The following is a 16,221-nucleotide window of genomic DNA, read 5'->3' as shown; positions in this document are numbered from 1 at the left end:
TCACAGTTAACTGTGCTCTGCCTCAATTGCGCTGCGATAATGCGGTTAATCCGGCAGGAATCAGGCGACGGAAACCGGAACCGGGAACGCCACCTAGCGCATTTCACCAAAATTGTCTTTGGAGGTCGGTTTGCGGCACATCTTCAGAGTACTGGGTCTCACAATGGTGATCGCTACCGTTACGGTCGGGGTATCGTTCGCATCGACGGAAGATCATTCGGTCGATTGCTTCGGGCAGGACAACGAACGCAGGATCTCGGGCTGCACCGAACTCCTTCAGACCCCCCTACCGCCCGGCGAACGCAGCCAGGCTTTGGCGATGCGCGCTTTGGCCTACTCACTCAAAGGGCTCTATGATCTGGCTATTCCAGACTACGATGCAGCGATCGAAATTTCTCCGGATTTCGCCATCGCGCTGAACAACCGGGCCTGGGCGTATTTCAAGTCCGGCAAGCCCGTTGAAGGGGCAGCCGACGTTGAGCGAGCTCTGGCGTTGACGCCGCAAAGTCCCCACGCACTTGATACGCGCGCGCACATTCGTCAAGCCAGCGGCGACATTGAGGGCGCACTGCGCGACTATACCCAGGCTATGCGTTATGGCGGCAACCGCATCGTCCGGCTCTATCAATGCGGACTTCAAGCGGCCGGTCTGTACGACGGGTTTCTGGACGGTATTTTCTCGGACAAGCTGCGTGGCGCGCTTGAGACCTGCGTCCGGAACACGGGTTGTGATCCGCTGCCTGCCGATGAAGAATGCCGGAAGCTGACGTCCTAAACAAAATCAGCGCCCGTTTCCGGACGCTGATCTTAATGCTCATGATCGTTATTCAAGTCAGGGGAGTTGCCAGAGTTTAGCTGGCACACTCGATGTCGCGGCGATCCTCTTTGAGGCGATCAAGCGTCGTGCTGCGCGCCTGAGTTGCGTTCTCACGAGGTTGCGCAGCCTGCACGATCCGCAGAAGCTCGCTAAGCGCCTCGTCGACGCTCTTGCCGGTCGTATCAATCACTGCATCTGCGCGGGCATAGAGAGGCTCACGCTCGGCCAGCGCTGCCTCTAAAACGGCCTTAGCGTGGCGTCCGGAACCGTTGATAGGCAGAGCTGCGCTTCCGCGTGCACGCGCAAACAATTCGTTGGACGATGCCGTGATCCAGATGACGAAGCAGCCTGAGAACATGAGGTCCATGGTCTCGGGCTCAAGCACGATGCCACCGCCCGTTTTGATAACGGCGCGGGGAACCGTTTCGACCACGGTCGCAAGGCAATTGCGTTCAAGGCGCCGATAGACGGCCTCGCCGTGCACGGCAAGGACGTCGGCGACTTCCATGCCGCTAGCGCGCTCGATTTCCCGGTCAAGGGCGATGCACGGTACGCCGATGGCCTTGGCCAGGGCGTGTCCGAGCGTGGTTTTTCCGGCTCCGCGAAGGCCGACCAATGCGATCCGACCGAGCGGCGTGCCGTTGGTGTTCCAACGGCGAACCGGCTTCTGCGGTGACGCGTCGCTTGGGCTCAGTTGCTCTAGCTGATCGAAGCCGAGGCTGGTGTCGACGGCTTGATCATCCTGCTCGCTGGCAAGATCTTCGATCCGCGCTCCGAGCGCGCTGGCAATATTCCGTAGAACGAGCAGAGAGGCATTGCCTGTGCCGCGTTCAAGCTCGGCGAGATAGCGTTCGGAAACGCCGGAAGCCTGCGAAAGAGCTTTTCGGGCCATGCCGAGCTGTGCACGTAAATTTCGCACCCGTTCTCCAACAAGCCTCAGGTACGCCTCGTTTTCGCGGGCGTCACCACGCCGAGGTTCGGACGGTTGCAGGTTATTCTCTTGCTTGCGCATATCCTCCGACCTTTCCAAGTCATGTCCGCAAGAACATTCGCGATCGGCTACATGGCCCTTCGGAAACGCCGTCCGAGCGCCCCTCTTGTGCATATCGCACCTTTGGTAGCTGGGTCTTGGCGTGTCAGCCGGATGGAAGGCTGACGACCGGCCGTGCGCGTGCGGTGCGTCATCATTGCAAGTTGCACCGCAATATTTTTTCTGCGCCGCAGCGAGATGTCAAGCGTTGCGTTCTTACTTGTAGGTAATCCTAACCCCTCGAAGGCCGGTAAAGGCTACCGACCGCGGCAAAGATATAGCGTTAATTCAATCGGTTGTAAGGTACCCCCGGCGTACCATTGTGTCGCGGGGGATGGGCCGACCGTATACCATATTGAGTACTAAAAAAGTATACTTAATGCCTTTAAACCGCTTTTTGCGTGAGTCCGGTACACTTCGCTCAATCGTGGGAGTTCACAGATTTTATGCGCAAGAATAATGTTAGGGCCAAGCTGCAAGCCGGCGATCCGGTCATTAACGCTTGGTGCTCGCTCCCGTGTGCCTATGCTGCGGAGATCATGGCCCACCAAGGCTACGACAGCGTAACGATCGATCTGCAACACGGAGCAATGGGCTTTGAGGCGGCATTCGCCATGCTGCAAGCCATCTCGACAACCGTCGCCGTTCCTTTTGCACGCGTTCCCTCGCACGAGAGCGGCCTGATGATGAAGCTCCTGGACGCTGGCGCTTATGGGCTCATTTGCCCATTGGTAAATACGCGCGCCGACGCTGAGGCGTTTGTCGCCGCGTGCCGGTATCCGCCTATTGGGCAGCGCTCCTATGGCCCGAACCGAGCGACACTTTATGCTCAGGCGGGAGCGAGCGCTGCCTACGCCGCCGCAGCGGATCGGGAGATCGTGTTGCTAGCTCAGATCGAGACCCGGGAAGCTATTGAGAACTTGCCCGATATATTGAGCGTACCGGGGCTCGATGGCGTCTATGTCGGACCTGGCGATTTGTCGCTTTCGTTCGGTTCGCCGCCGTCCATGGCGCCGAAAGATCCCGAGGTCCTCGCCGCCATGGCGCGCGTTGTAACTCAAGCTAAAGCCGCCGGCCTGTTTACCGCCTGCCACACCGATGGTGTTGAGACGGCGTTATGCCGTTTCGAGGATGGCTTCGGCATGTGCACCCTGCCGAACGACGTCAGATTGCTCATTGACGGAGCACGAGGCCAAGTCATGGCCCTAAGGGCACAGATCCCAGCGAAGTGAATCCCAGCGAAGTGACGGGCCTTAGCCCAATTCAGGGTACAATCTTAGATCAGCCTCTCGCCGACGCCGTTTTTTTACGAAGCGTCGTTGTCTGCTCAAGAGATCCGCATCTATAGGGGATTTAATACTATATCAATTTTATCAAAAATTTGAATTGATCCCGAGACGGAGTATCTTGTTAATTAAGCCAAGCCAAAGCCCATAATTTCAAAGAATAAACCGCAATCGAGAAAAGATGTTTTCAGGAATCAGCTACAAAAATTCGAGGGAACTGCTGTGAAGAAGAGAGCAGATCCCCGGCAGGACCTAAATTTGTTTATAGTCTTTGACGCAGTTATGGATGAAGGATCTCTCTCTAAAGCTGGAAAGCGTTTAGGGCTAACCCAACCTGCAGTAAGTCATGCCTTGCGGCGTTTGCGTGTAATGACGGGGGGCGAACGTCTGTTCGAGCGTACAGGGCGCGGCGTCAGACCAACAGCGCGCGCACACGCGATTGCAAACAATGTACGTCCAGCTCTAGACGCGCTCCGCTCGACTTTGCGCCACACAGGCGTGCCGTTTGATCCGAAAACAAGCCGGCAAACTTTTTTGCTCGATTTCCCGTTCGGGATCGACGCAATCCTTGTTCCCGAATTGTCGGCAAGGGTGCGCGACTGTCCCAATATTGAATTTCGAATTGCTGGCGGCCGGGCCCGGGATATGCTTCGCGATCTTCGGTACGGCGAAACATGGCTCGCGCTTGATTATGAACCCATGAACGCGCCGGACTTTCATTCCGAGTTATTATATGAGGATCCGCTTGTTCTGATTTCACGGCGCAATCATCCGCTTTTGAACAAGCCATTGGACCTTGGGGATGTGAAAGCGCTGCCTCACGTAGTCGTTGGCCGTACTGAAGAGGAAGGGAAAGCCGCGACGTCTCTCCATCTCGAAAAGCACGGTGTCTTGCGGCGCATAATGTTTTCTGTGCCCACGATCGCAACGTTGCCCTTCGTCGTCGAGAACCAACACTACGTGGCTACGACAACTCAAAAGGTCGCGCGCTATTTCTCTCGTCTCTGTGAGATCGACATCCACCCTCTGCCGGCAGTTGTTCCCCCGCTGCCGACCTACATGGTCTGGCATCGCTGCTTTGACAGCCACGAGGGGCACGGCTGGCTGCGCAACATGCTGAACGATATCTGCACGGCCTTGTAACAATCAGTCTAGCCGAAGACATGTAACTGCCTTTGCCATAGACCGGCCCACAATTGTTTGCCATGTCCCTCATCTAGCTTGGCAAGCGTCGGCTCCAAGCCGTTCGAGGTCGGGGGACATTTACATGGCCGTGACATCACGCGAGAACGCACCACGATCAAAGCGCGCCCTGTGGATACCACTTTTGATCTGGAGCATTTTCGCATTCGCGTTGCATTTCGCTGCCCCGCTTCTGAATGGCGTGCGTATACTCGGCTTTCCTCTTGCCTATTATTTGGCAGCGCAGGGGGCCCTCATCATTTTTGCGATGCTTGGGTTCTGGGTAGCTCTACCTTGGCGCGGCGCGCCACGCGCAAACATTGCCCCCCTCTTCGTTGGTATGAGTACCGCAGGGTTGTGGATGTCGGGCGCGGCACCGGTTGCGCTCATCGGAGCGCTCTATGCCTACGGCTACGATGGGCTCGCTTTTGCGCTTGGCCTTACGGGAGGCTTCGTGCTCGTCGGCTGTGTGGTTGCGCCAGCGTTCGCCCGCGCGCAATCTGCATCGCTAGAGGATTTTCTGGCGAAACGTACCGGCGGCATTGCTGCGCCTTACGCTGCCACCGCCATGCTTCTGGTTTGTCTGACTCTATTGGTCAGTGCGGAGTTTGAGGTTGTACGCCGGCTTGTGTCCCCGATCTTCGCGAACACGCGCTTTACGGACGCAAGCGGCGCGCTCGGAGAAGCTTGGGTTTTGGTGCTACCCGTCATCATGGCAACAATCATCGCTGTTATCCAAACGAGAGTTACGCTCTCGCTCCAGGCAGTGAGTTATGTCGCGATCCTCTGTCTCGTCGGCGGAGCCGCCGCCCTGATGTCCCTGGTGGCGTTCGACATCGCCATACCTCAGTTGGCGTACGGACACGGGTTGCAAGACCTGGCAGTATTGGAACGCAGTCTAATTCTCGATGGCTTATCCGACCCCGCCGTTGTCCAGCCCTTCGCGAAATCAAACAACAGCTTTTCGGCAGAGAACTTTGCTGCGCTTTCAATATCTTTGATGCTCGGCGCTGCCGTCGCACCCCATCTCTTAACTCGGATAAGCTCATCCGGGCCAGACCCGATTGCACGTCAAGCGAGCGCGTGGAGTCTGTTCTTTGTTGTTCTGCTGGTCATCACGCTGCCAGCGATCGCAACGCTCACCAAGCTGGATATCTACTCGAGTATCGCGCGCGGCATGACAATGAGCTCCGTGCCAAACTGGCTGGAGCAATCTGCGTATTCGACAACTCCTCCCCTCTGCGCGCATGAGTGTGCAGAGCCGGGAGGGCGTCTTCATGTTCAGGATGTCACGATAGATCCCGAAGCGATTTTACCTTCCGTGGCGGCAATCTCCCGCCTGCCCGAGGCGTTAAGCTGGCTGCTGATTGGTGCGCTTGCCGTTGCGGCTTTGCTCTGTGCCGGCAGCATGATTGCGGTGATGGCCGGCGCCTTGCGCTTTGTCCTGTCTGCCCCAGAGACCGAAGGAGGAGAACAGCCCAATCGGAAGTCCGCTCTTGTGAGAGCGGCTCTTACCGTGCCTCTTGCGGTCATCGCCGGCGTTGTAGCGGGACAGCTTCAGGCTGACCTGATAACGCGCATCGCATGGGCGCTTTCGCTGGCCGCATCGGGTCTGTTCCCAATGATACTTCTGGCGGCTATATCGCCGCGCGCAAATTCGATTGCGTTGGCGGTCGGTGGCCTCACCGGGTTTGCCGTGGCTCTTTATTACATCGTCGGCACGCAGAATTTTCCGGTCCAATTCCTTGGTCTCTGGCACGAAGTCTCGAACATGCCCCCCTGGCGTTTGGAAGCCTTTGAGGAAGTTCGTCAAAACTGCCGGGACGCGGTGCCAGGCGCGTGCGCCGAAGCTCAAACAATGGCACGAGAGTTGGCCAACTGGTGGGGCATCGATACACGCGCTGTCGGCATCATCGGAGCCCCGATTGGTTTTGTTGTCGCCTGCCTCGTATCCCTGCCCACTCAGCTTCTCCGCCGCGCAACCGTCTGACGATTCCCAGATCTCAGTTTACTCAGGCTTCCGCACCGGCTTTGGCATCGGCTTGGGGCGCATGGCAGCTTCTCGTTCTTCTACCCATGTGGCGAAGCGTGCATCAATCTGTGTTCCGTTCTCGTCCCACCACGCCGCGTCAAAAGGCACTGCGCGTGCCATATTTTCAGGGCGCGTCGGGAGGTAAGGCGTAAGATCAAGCCCAATACTGACATGTTGCTTCACGAGTGCGGTCGCTGAAACGCGCGCTGGTCCGTAGGCAATCTCCTCCGCGACAGCCGCCAACTGCTTTGGGGCCGTAGCGAACCCAACGAACTCTTTCGCGATGTCTTGTGAAGACCCGTCGGCTGGAATGGCCCAGAAGCTCATAGTGTAAACCTGACCGTCCCAAATAATTCTGATTGGCGCGCCGTAGGCTGCTGCATAAAAGGCCTGCCCGTTGAATGTCTGCGCAAAGACCGCCGAACCGTTCATCAGGTCTTCTTCCGTTTGTTTCGCTGTCTCCTTCCACACGAGATCCTTGCCAAGGCTATCGAGCTTGGCAAATGCACGCTCTAGACCTTCATCGGTCGATAGGTGCTGATAAATAACTTCCGGCGCAACGCCATCGGCGATAAGGGCCATTTCCAAAAGATAGCGCGGCGATTTAATAAGTACCCGCCGACCGGGAAAACGGGTTGTGTCGAACACGTCCTGCAGAACATTCGGTGTACCGGCTTTCAAAGCGTTCTCATTGACCGCGAAGACAGCGGACCAGACCATTGAGGCTGGCCCACAGTCGTGCACACCATCCGCTATAAAGTCTTGTTGCGCCGTGTCGGCTGTATCCGGAGCGGGGGTAAGCAAAGAGGCGTCGACTTTGGCGAGTTCACCGGATTGGCACGCAGCATCGAGGGCTGCCGCGTTGAGTTCGACAACGTCACCTCTGAGCGCTTTGCCGTCTCCATCCGTCAGGACCTCGATGGCGACGTCGTGAGAACGTCCGAAGGGTACGGCAACGGCCTTCTTCTGGGCTTGCCCATAGGCGCCGCCCCACGTGCTCACCGTGAACCTCTTCTCTGGCGCTTCGGCCACCACGGCAGGATCAGCCTTTTGCTGGGAAGATGTCGACGACCCTACGTCCTTCGTGGGCGCGGGAGCCTCTACGTCCGCTGACGGTGTAGCGGCTGTGTCATTCTCGGGTTGAACATCAGAACGCGCCCCTGTCTTCGCTGCGTTCTCTCTATCGCTTGGCGTAGCCTGCTGCGCTGTTTCGTTGCTGGACGGGCTTTGTGCAAAGGTTGGCAGAACGCCAGCGGCAAATAACATCGCGACGGCAATGGAAAAACGAAATCGAAACATTTACGGGGGTTCCTCAACGACTACGAATGAGTATCGGCGGGCAAAAATACTCTACGGCAATCGATCCCGAGCGTCGACGTCGCAGGTTCGAAATTCCGTTAAGTGAGGGATTTTAGTCTGAGTTTAGCCCCGGCCCGGCGTGTCTGCAGGTCGTCCGTCTGGATCCCGTCGGCCGGCCTGTCGGCTCGGCGCACGGGTCACTGAGATTCCCGGCGCGTGCCAATCTCCCCGAAACTGGATGAGATCCCCCATGGGCGTTTCATCATTGGAAGTCGGTGCTTCGGCGCCAATCCAAATATTGGCGTCCAGGTTTTGAGCTGCAACGTCTATTGTGCCGCTTCCGAATACAAGTTGTGATCCCGATTTTGCAGAGAACGTCTCGACAAGGGCTAAACCATCCGTGAACGCCAACCGCATGTCGAACTCGCTCAAGTTCGTCAGGCCGGTCGTCGTGCCCCAACCAACTGGAGCGGCGACGCCGGTACTGTGCTCTGCGACCATCTTGGCGAGGTCGAGCGTAAGTGCAGCACCATCAAGAACACGAACCTCGATCCGACCGGACAGCGTGCTCATGATATCCGAGTACCGGTCGCCTGTGGCCTTGACATTGATGATGGCATCGCCGCGCCCGGTAACGACCGCCCCGCCAAACAAGGCCGTCGCGAGATTGCCGACCTCAAAACCTTCCAGGCGCCCGCGGACCCCCAATTTGGGGTCCGGCTCCGTCGCATCGAGGCTGATTTGTACCGTGCCTTGGCCGCCACCCTCGAACTCCAGTTCGGCAAGGTCGGCCAGCATCTTGCCATCGCGTAGTGAGACTGCAGTGGCGCTGCGTCCGAGAACGAGCGAGCCAATTTGAACGCGTTCAGCCGACAAGCGCAGATCAGCATCAACGTCTCGCAGCAGCGGCATTGTGATGGCTTCTCCGCTGAGCCCGAGCCGCGCTGGCAGCCAGTTCGACGACTTGCGCATCGTCGCTTCGATCAAACTTTCTTCACGCACATCATCTTGAACAAGCAGACCGGTGAGATTTAGTTCGTCAAACGCGAGGGTGCCATCGACTTGTGGACGCGGCGATTGGTAATTGACTGACATCGCGCCGGTTGCACGGTTTCCGTCAAACTTAAAGACCGCGTCTTGGAAAACCAAAATGCCAGCAGACCAATCGATCAGGCCCGTTGCGGAAAATGCTTCAATTGCGGATCGGGCTGGCCAACCGATATTAAGCCATCGAGCGGCCTTGCCGAGATCAGAGAACTTCAGTTCTGAGTTTGGAGCGATCAATCGGGCTCGGTTCCCAACGCTCAGGTGGCCTCGCAATGTGGTATCGATGAGATTGCCGGTTATCTTCGCTTGTATCGGTAGCCGTCGTTCCAGACGTGCGTGATTGCCGATATTCAGCGAGGTCCTGAAGGAAAGCTTTTCGCCGCGCAGCCAGAATGTACCGGTGACAGCAAGCGTGTCCCTGCTGGCAAGCTTGACCAGCGCTTCGACGCCGCGAAGCTCTTGCACGGTTTCCCGATCAGAATGAAGAACGATCGTACAATCGCTAAGCGCCAACGAACTGAACTGCATGCTGGCTAGGGCCGCTGCAAGTGGTGCGAAAAGCGAAGCTGGTGCGGCGTCTGCTGCCTCGGGGCCAACACCTGCGAGATTGACGGCGATACGTCCGTCGCTGAGCGTCAGCTGCGCATCGCCACTCATAATGATTTTGTCAGCTGAACCGGCGCCCTGAGCAGCCCTTTGGCTCCGTTCGCTAAGCGCGATCGTTCCACTCTCTACGACAACGTATGGGCCGCCAAACAGAGCGACGGGTGCCGTCACCCTATAGTGGTGCTGGTCCGCGGCCATGACCGTGGATGTGTTGAGCACGACTTCAGAGCGATCGTGCGAGACGAAATACGGCATCGCCATTGCAAGCAGCGCTAAGCCGAGTACGCCGAAAACTGCGAGGAGATGACGCCGTATTTGCATCAATCGTTTCATAATGACGCCGCCAAGGGAGATGCTAATCCGAGCCACGCGAACATGCGCAAGAGCCTGCCTCCCCAATACCCTTCAGCAGCGACGCTGCTAAACGAACGTCGGCTCTCCTTGTAAGGGAGGGACCGGTATCGCACAAGCGCTGAGACAAAGGCAGTGGGCCGCGGCAGGCTAAAAATTCTGAGCCAAACCGTTGCAGCCAGACTACAGAAATCGCAGCAAAATGCGAGCGTGGTCCGCAGCTTACTCGATAACGACTGTGGGTAAAGCGTTGCTGAATTACCTCCGCAAACGGATGCATTATTGCGCGTTTACATGAGCTTCAGGCGGTAACCGACCTTCCTACCGGAGAATATTGCTCAGGTTCCGGGACGACCACCGGCAACAGCACGGTGCAGGAGAAGGACCGGCACCAGGCCAACGATGACGATTGCAACCGCCGATAGAGAGGCTTCTTCGAATTGCTCCAGTGCCGCGAAGCTATAGACGTGTGTCGCGAGCGTGTCGAAGTTGAATGGTCGCAGCAGGAGTGTCGCCGGCAACTCCTTCATGGCATCTACGAAGACGAGAAGCGCTGCCGTGCCGAGCGCCGGCGTCAACATCGGCAGGTGTACGCGCATGAGCGCTGACATCGGGCTTGAGCCCAGAGCGCGCGCGGCCGCATCCAGATTGGGCGATATGCGTTCAAGCCCCGCCTCGATCGTGCCGAGGCTGACGGCCAGAAACCGGATCGTGTAGGCAAGAACCAAAGCGAAGATCGATCCTGAAAGCAGCAATCCCGTCGAAACCCCAAGGCTCGAGCGCATGAATGCGTCAACCCAATTATCGAAGGCCGCAAGCGGGATAAGCAACCCTAGCGCAAGAACAGTTCCTGGTACCGCGTAGCCGAGTCCAGCCGCCCGTACGGCAGGCCGTACGATGTTGTTGTTGGCGACGCGACGGGCATAGCCAAGGGTAAGTGCGAGTGCTGAAGCGACGATAGCCGAAAGCGCCGCCAGCATAAGACTGTTGGCCGTCGCGCCAAGGAACCCGGCCGCGAGCCCTTCTCCGAGGAAGACAACGGCGTTACGAGCCAGCAGAAGAAACGGCACAGCGAACCCAAGAACGAAGGGAAGGCTGCAGACCGCAGCGGCCAGATAACCGCGGACTCCTTCAATGTCCTGGAACGATATGGAGCGATAGCGTCCGGTTGTGTGGTGTACTTGCGCGCCGCCGCGCGCGAACCGTTCGAGAAGAAAGAGCGCAAAGATGAATAGCAACATGATGCTGGCAAGCTGCGCGGCACCGCCGAGATTGGAGCGTTGCAGCCACGTTGAATAGATGCTCGCCGTCAGCGTCTGAACACCCAGATACTGCACCGCTCCGATGTCATTCAGCACTTCCATAAGAACGAGGGCCGAGCCGGCCGCGATCGCGGGGCGCGCCAAGGGTAGGGCGACGGCCCAGAATGTCCCCATGGGCGACCGTCCCAAGGTCCGTGCCACTTCCAACGCGCAAACGGACTGCTGCACGAAGCTCGCGCGTGCGGTCAGGTAGACGTAGGGGTAAAGAACGGCCGACATCACGAAGATCGCGCCGCCCAACGATCGGATATCGGGAAACCAGTAGTCCCGCGCCGAAGTAAATCCGAACACCGTGCGAAAGGCCGTTTGCACCGGTCCCGCAAAGTCAAGCAGTTCGACGTAAGCGTAAGCGATAATGTACGTCGGTACGGCCAAAGGAATGACCAGCAGACGGTCGAGCAACGCGCGGCCAGGAAAGCGATACATGGTGACAAGCCACGCCGTCCCTGTACCAACGATCAAGGTCAGAAATCCAGTGCCCACCATCAATAAAATCGTGTCTCGCAGTGAGACGGGTAGAACGCTGCTGACCAGGTGTGGCCAGATGTTTTCATGTGGAGACACCGCGAGGACGAAGATCGTCGCGATGGGCATGAGCATGATGGCGAGGATGATCGCGACAGTCGCCGTCCATAGCGGGGATGCGCGCCGTCGCGCGCGCCAGCGACGAACGTGTTGCCCAAGTCCGGCAAGAGATCGCATCGCGTCCTGCAGCGAAGGACGCGTCCGTGTAAGCCAACTCATTGCTGCTGCAATCCCACCCAGTTCTCTGCAACACCGTTGAACGTGGCGAGAACAGTTTCGGGCATTGTGTCGGGTGGCATCACGGTAGGCTCCTAACAAAGGTCCCGCTGCCTTAGCGCATCTCGGTCGTTCTCGCCAGTTCTGCCCTAAGGCGCTCTGCTGGCGGCCCAATGAGTGGCAGGATTGAAGGTGATCGTCGCGCGCGTACCTTGCCCAGGCTGGCTGGCCAGCGAAAATTCCGCACCGTTTGCTTGGCTGAGGGCCTTGACGAGACGCAAGCCGATGCCAGAGCCGCCGCTGCCATCGGTTGGCGGATGAGACCTCACGCCGTCCAGTGCGCGCAGCAACTGGTCCTCGTCCATGCCACCGCCGTTGTCGATGATAGCGATAACCGTACGTCCGGAGGGATCGGGGCGGGCTTCAATTAAAACTTCGCCACCGCGCGGCGTGAACTTCAATGCGTTCGTCAGGAGATTGACGAGAATCTGTCGCACGCTGGTGGGATCAGCAACGAGCGTTGGCAGGCCCGGACCTACCGAAACCTGAAGCTTGAGACCGGCTTGTTCAGCAAGCGGCTGCAGGGCAGAGGCGGTCGCGCGAACCAGGGCCTCCGTATCGATTTCGACGGGCTCCAATTCGTCGCTTGCCTGCTCGAGAATGCGCCGCGCCAGAAGCCGGTCGATCAACTTCAGCATTTGCGCCGCGTTCTCGTGGATATCTCCCACGTAGCCGCGATAGCGCTCGTTCGCTAAAGGCCCCAGTCGCTCGTCGCGCATGATCTCAGCGGCAGCAACTATGGCGCTGATTGGTGTTTTCAGTTCGTGAGCAAGTTCGTGAACGGTGGAGCTGCACAACGACTTCGCCTCTTCACGCGCCACAACGTCACAGCGGCTGTCGGCCGGCCGGTCTTTCTGCTCCAACTGGTAACCGTTGTTCGTCATCGCCAATCTGGCTGACTAGCCCCAAGTCCGCGTGCACGAAGTCCTTGATGGTCCTTGTCAGGTGCCATCAAACCGCTGCGGTGCCCTCCCCCGAGATACACCTGCCCCATCCTACCGATGTATGACACACTTGGAAGCCCGGATACGCATTTCGCGGCAAATTCCCACTGTTTTGGCCGCACCCCCCTTGGCCTCTCTGTGCAGAGCGGCTATTTTCACTTGACGCGAGCACCCTCCGCGATGTTTTTGGGGGTTCTTTTTTGCGAGCGATGCCGTGAAAGACATCGCTACAGCGTGTGCCGCCTTAGCTCAGTTGGTTAGAGCGCTAGATTGTGGATCTAGAGGTCACTTGTTCGAATCAAGTAGGCGGTACCATTTTTCCGAATGACAACTTGAACAGCCCACCATCCGGGGGATCTTGGAGATGGCCGACGCCGTAGTCTGGCTGCGCCAGGCCTTGGAGCTGGCGCGTGAAAACGCTGTGAAGGGCGGCCGCCCCTTTGGTGCGGTTGTCGTCAAGGATGGCAAGGTCATAGCGACCGGCGTCAATGAGATCCTCAAGACGAATGATCCGACAAGCCACGCTGAACTCAACGCCATAAGGCAAGCGAGCACCGTACTAGGGACGCCCCGCCTGAATGGATGTGCCATCTATGCCAGTGGGCAGCCCTGCCCCATGTGCCTGGCGGCCATACACATGTCGGGGATCACGAGTGTCACCTACGCCTATTCCAACGCGGAAGGTGAACCCTTTGGGCTTTCGTCGGCGGCGGTTTATGACCAGTTGGCAAGGCCACTTTCCGAGCAATCGATCTCAGCACGCCATTTGCCCCTGCGGTTCGAAGACGGCGAAGAGCTTTATGCTCTGTGGAAGCGGTCAACCATCTAATCGCCTGACTGCCCAACGAAAAAGCCCCGGCGCAGGCGCCGGGGCTTTCGAATCACATCTTGCACCAATCAGTGGCGATCATGCCGGTGGTCGCGCCGGTCATCCCGACGATCGTCCCGTCTGTTATCCCGCCGATCGCGTCGATCGTCACGGCGATCCTGTCTGTACTCTTGTCTTGCATTGCGGCGATGACGTCGAGCTTCCTGGCGTATCTCGCGGGACGGGCGTTTCCAGCCGTGATGTGGTGGCGGGCGCAGCCCCGAAGGAGCGCGGTAGTTCTTGCGCCACCACCCCGCATTGCGTCTGCCGGAAGGCGGCCGATGCCAGTCGCGGCGTGGGCGGACATGGTGGGCATACCAGCGCGCGCGCTCGCTATACCAGGGACGACCGACATAGTAGCGATCCCAGTAGCTTCGCGCGGCAAAGGTGACGAACGGGACGTGGTAAGCGGCAGGTCCAACGTCGAGAAGCGACACGTAGCCACCGGGGCCATCGAAGGCGAGATATTCGCTGAACACCCACCCCCGATCGCCGTCCCAGAGGACTTCGCACCAGGATTCATCATCCAGACACCCCATGATTTCAACGTCATCCCCCTCGGGGATCACGTCGATGGCGGGAAAGTCGATGTCAGGACCAGTCCTGAGGTTCACGTTAGCCGTAGAAAAGCCCGGTGCCGCCTGGGCTGCGGCGGAAGCAAGCACCATCAGAGCGGCGGCGGCGCCGATCAGCTTCAGTATTCTCATTTTTATTCCCTCGATGGGTCGGGTGAAACGAGCCGTTTTTCCCGCAGATTGGGAAAAAACGAAACCACGCAATCGTGACGCTATCACGACGCAGAGGGAGCCCTGGCCGTGAAGCCGAGGTCGGCTGCGTGCGGACAACCGCGCGACAAAATAAGAACGTAAGACGTGAGGAGTTCCGTCGTTTTATCCCGCTTGAGCCGATGCGACAAAGCGTGTCACGATTTGCCGCGAATAACCTAGCCCAATGAGAGACGCAAATGGCCAAGTCACCTGTCTTTTCCGTTTTCACCGTTTGCGCGCTCATCGTCGCGTGGTCGTGCGACACGGCCTGGGCTTTCGAAAGCTACGAGGTCGCTGGCGTCGCTAAGGGCGACAGCCTCACGGTTCGCGAAGAGCCTTTTGATGACGGCAAGCCGTCGGAGTGGAAAGAGGTCGGACGTATCCCGGCTGATGCAACTGATGTACTTGGAACAGGCCGCTCGAAGCGCGTCGATGAGCAGCGCTGGTTGGAGGTGTCCTTCGGAGCGACACGTGGTTGGGTGAACGCCAAGTTCCTGGAAGGCGCTGATGGATTTCCCGATCTCAGGGGCGAAACGTTTCGCTGTTCGGGAACGGAACCGTTCTGGGGCGTTACGCTGGGCCCTAACGGAGGCGAATATTCCACTCCCGAGTCGCGGACCAAGCTCACCATGGACCGCGTTCAACCCGCCGTGGGGCGCCCATTCCCCTTGCTCTACCGGCTAACCGACGCCAACGGACGAAAGGTCAGAGCTACGGTCTCCCATCAGAATTGGTGCTCCGACGGGATGTCGGATTACGACTACACTTTCCAGGTTCTGCTCTCGGACGACGACAACCTCCACGAAGGCTGCTGCGTGATCGAGAGGTAGGCCCCTCTACCCTGTCAAATCCGCCTCGGCTTCCTGGCTGACTTTCACGATCGTATTCCGCAGCCAGATGTGACCGGGATCGCTGTCATAGGACGCGTGCCACAGCAGCGAAGTCGTCAACACCGGTAACTCAATCGGCGGCGGGCTGAGCGTGAGACCCAATTCCTTCGCGAAATAGCGCGCCAGCCGCGCGTGCATGGTCGTGATCACGGGGGAGCTGGCAACGAGCATCGGCACAGCGACGAAGCGGGGCGTCACCACGGCGATCTTTCGTGAAAGCCCGAGCTTTTCCAGAACATCATCGACGACACCGCGTTCCCCCCGGCGCAAACTCGTCAGGATATGCGGCAGCCGCACATAGTCTTCGAGCGAGATCGGCAGCTTGAGATCGACCTTGTCGGCGTTGAACATGCACAAGTAGGAATCCGTCGCGAGAACGCGCCGTTTGTGGTGGATCTGGCCCTCGGGGAAGGTACCGATCCCGATTCCAAGGTCGATGTGGTCCGCGTCCAGTTCATCCAGAATGCGCCGCTCGTCTGTCGAGTAGAAACGGAAGCGGATGCCGGGTGCTTCTGCGCAGACGTGCGCGAGCAGTTTCGGGCCGACGAGCACCTCCACACTGTCTGGAAGCCCGACGCGAAAGACCCGCTCGGCAGTACGCGGGTCGAAATCTTCCGGCCGATTGACCAGAGACTCGATGTTGGCGAGCACGATCCGCACCGGATCAACCAGGGCGAGCGCGCGCGGCGTCGGCTGCATGCCCTCGGCGCTTCGCGTCAACAGCTCATCGTCGAACAGCCGCCGCAGCCGCGCAAGATTGTGGCTCATGGCCGATTGGCCGAGCCCCACGCGCGTCGCTGCCTTCGTGACGCTCCGCTCCGCCATCAGCGCATCGAAGGCAACCAGCAAATTGAGGTCGATACGACTTAAATTGATGTGATCGATTGCCAATATCAATCCAATCTATTTGATTAATTCAGCCCCTCATACCATTCTCTGGTCCAGACGGAAAGGCGCCAATGCCCTTCCAACAGAACAA

Annotated in this window: 13 protein-coding genes and 1 tRNA gene; 7 read left to right on the top strand and 7 right to left on the bottom strand. The window is 58.5% G+C overall.

Annotated elements, in window-relative coordinates; genetic code table 11:
• Positions 1-130 precede the first annotated feature (130 nt).
• Positions 131-775 carry a tetratricopeptide repeat protein gene (locus K5845_RS02940; RefSeq protein ID WP_139165289.1) on the top strand — a complete coding sequence of 215 codons (645 nt, stop codon included), beginning with the start codon at positions 131-133 and terminating at the stop codon, positions 773-775.
• Between the two features lie 76 nt (positions 776-851).
• Here K5845_RS02940 and K5845_RS02935 read toward each other — a convergent pair whose 3' ends face one another.
• A complete protein-coding gene (locus K5845_RS02935; protein ID WP_052743725.1) occupies positions 852-1,829 on the bottom strand; it encodes a shikimate kinase in 978 nt (325 codons plus the stop codon).
• A gap of 464 nt (positions 1,830-2,293) precedes the next feature.
• Here K5845_RS02935 and K5845_RS02930 point away from each other — a divergent pair, with 464 nt between their 5' ends.
• The 3 genes from K5845_RS02930 to K5845_RS02920 all read left to right on the top strand — a co-directional run bounded on the left by K5845_RS02930 (position 2,294) and on the right by K5845_RS02920 (position 6,305).
• A complete protein-coding gene (locus K5845_RS02930; protein WP_046477305.1) occupies positions 2,294-3,079 on the top strand; it encodes an HpcH/HpaI aldolase family protein in 786 nt (261 codons plus the stop codon).
• Positions 3,080-3,355: 276 nt separating this feature from the next.
• Complete coding sequence (locus K5845_RS02925; protein WP_280136725.1) at positions 3,356-4,276, top strand: LysR family transcriptional regulator; 921 nt, start codon at positions 3,356-3,358, stop codon at positions 4,274-4,276.
• Between the two features lie 124 nt (positions 4,277-4,400).
• A complete protein-coding gene (locus tag K5845_RS02920; protein WP_287958366.1) occupies positions 4,401-6,305 on the top strand; it encodes a sodium/substrate symporter small subunit in 1,905 nt (634 codons plus the stop codon).
• Positions 6,306-6,323: 18 nt separating this feature from the next.
• Here the strand turns inward: K5845_RS02920 and K5845_RS02915 are convergent, their stop codons facing one another.
• From K5845_RS02915 to K5845_RS02900, 4 genes are all read right to left on the bottom strand, one after another.
• Positions 6,324-7,646, bottom strand: a complete 1,323-nt coding sequence (locus K5845_RS02915) for an extracellular solute-binding protein (protein WP_287958365.1) — start codon at positions 7,644-7,646, stop codon at positions 6,324-6,326.
• 123 nt (positions 7,647-7,769) lie between these two features.
• On the bottom strand, positions 7,770-9,632 hold the full coding sequence (locus tag K5845_RS02910) for an AsmA family protein (RefSeq protein ID WP_287958364.1): 1,863 nt from the start codon (positions 9,630-9,632) through the stop codon (positions 7,770-7,772).
• A 356-nt stretch (positions 9,633-9,988) separates the two neighbouring features.
• Positions 9,989-11,716: an ABC transporter permease gene (locus K5845_RS02905; protein WP_287958363.1), complete on the bottom strand. Its 1,728-nt coding sequence runs from the start codon at positions 11,714-11,716 to the stop codon at positions 9,989-9,991.
• Between the two features lie 146 nt (positions 11,717-11,862).
• A complete protein-coding gene (locus K5845_RS02900) occupies positions 11,863-12,657 on the bottom strand; it encodes a sensor histidine kinase (protein ID WP_287958362.1) in 795 nt (264 codons plus the stop codon).
• Between the two features lie 298 nt (positions 12,658-12,955).
• Between K5845_RS02900 and K5845_RS02895 the strand changes: the two genes are divergently transcribed.
• Both K5845_RS02895 and K5845_RS02890 read left to right on the top strand, forming a co-directional pair.
• Positions 12,956-13,032: transfer RNA gene (locus K5845_RS02895), tRNA-His, on the top strand.
• A 49-nt stretch (positions 13,033-13,081) separates the two neighbouring features.
• Positions 13,082-13,546 carry a nucleoside deaminase gene (locus K5845_RS02890; protein ID WP_046477310.1) on the top strand — a complete coding sequence of 155 codons (465 nt, stop codon included), beginning with the start codon at positions 13,082-13,084 and terminating at the stop codon, positions 13,544-13,546.
• 68 nt (positions 13,547-13,614) lie between these two features.
• Here K5845_RS02890 and K5845_RS02885 read toward each other — a convergent pair whose 3' ends face one another.
• Entirely contained in the window at positions 13,615-14,292 is a 678-nt protein-coding gene (locus K5845_RS02885) for an SH3 domain-containing protein (RefSeq protein ID WP_076605287.1), read from the bottom strand.
• A gap of 257 nt (positions 14,293-14,549) precedes the next feature.
• Between K5845_RS02885 and K5845_RS02880 the strand changes: the two genes are divergently transcribed.
• Positions 14,550-15,182 carry a COG3650 family protein gene (locus K5845_RS02880; RefSeq protein WP_287958361.1) on the top strand — a complete coding sequence of 211 codons (633 nt, stop codon included), beginning with the start codon at positions 14,550-14,552 and terminating at the stop codon, positions 15,180-15,182.
• A 6-nt stretch (positions 15,183-15,188) separates the two neighbouring features.
• Here K5845_RS02880 and K5845_RS02875 read toward each other — a convergent pair whose 3' ends face one another.
• Positions 15,189-16,133 carry a LysR family transcriptional regulator gene (locus K5845_RS02875; RefSeq protein WP_287958360.1) on the bottom strand — a complete coding sequence of 315 codons (945 nt, stop codon included), beginning with the start codon at positions 16,131-16,133 and terminating at the stop codon, positions 15,189-15,191.
• Between the last annotated feature and the right edge of the window lie 88 nt (positions 16,134-16,221).

Source organism: Filomicrobium sp., from assembly GCF_025698805.1.
Taxonomy (GTDB): Bacteria; Pseudomonadota; Alphaproteobacteria; order Rhizobiales; family Hyphomicrobiaceae; genus Filomicrobium; species Filomicrobium insigne.
Note: the sequence above shows the minus strand (reverse complement) of the source record. Positions and strands in the feature narration are given on the sequence as shown.

Bases quoted from the DNA above. Each gene is read 5' to 3' on its own strand.
- K5845_RS02935 (WP_052743725.1), bottom strand. From the start codon at position 1,829: ATGCGCAAGCAAGAGAATAACCTGCAACCGTCCGAACCTCGGCGTGGT.
- K5845_RS02930 (WP_046477305.1), top strand. From the start codon at position 2,294: ATGCGCAAGAATAATGTTAGGGCCAAGCTGCAAGCCGGCGATCCGGTC.
- K5845_RS02920 (WP_287958366.1), top strand. From the start codon at position 4,401: ATGGCCGTGACATCACGCGAGAACGCACCACGATCAAAGCGCGCCCTG.
- K5845_RS02915 (WP_287958365.1), bottom strand. From the start codon at position 7,646: ATGTTTCGATTTCGTTTTTCCATTGCCGTCGCGATGTTATTTGCCGCT.
- K5845_RS02910 (WP_287958364.1), bottom strand. From the start codon at position 9,632: ATGAAACGATTGATGCAAATACGGCGTCATCTCCTCGCAGTTTTCGGC.
- K5845_RS02905 (WP_287958363.1), bottom strand. From the start codon at position 11,716: ATGAGTTGGCTTACACGGACGCGTCCTTCGCTGCAGGACGCGATGCGA.
- K5845_RS02900 (WP_287958362.1), bottom strand. From the start codon at position 12,657: ATGACGAACAACGGTTACCAGTTGGAGCAGAAAGACCGGCCGGCCGAC.
- K5845_RS02890 (WP_046477310.1), top strand. From the start codon at position 13,082: ATGGCCGACGCCGTAGTCTGGCTGCGCCAGGCCTTGGAGCTGGCGCGT.
- K5845_RS02885 (WP_076605287.1), bottom strand. From the start codon at position 14,292: ATGAGAATACTGAAGCTGATCGGCGCCGCCGCCGCTCTGATGGTGCTT.
- K5845_RS02880 (WP_287958361.1), top strand. From the start codon at position 14,550: ATGGCCAAGTCACCTGTCTTTTCCGTTTTCACCGTTTGCGCGCTCATC.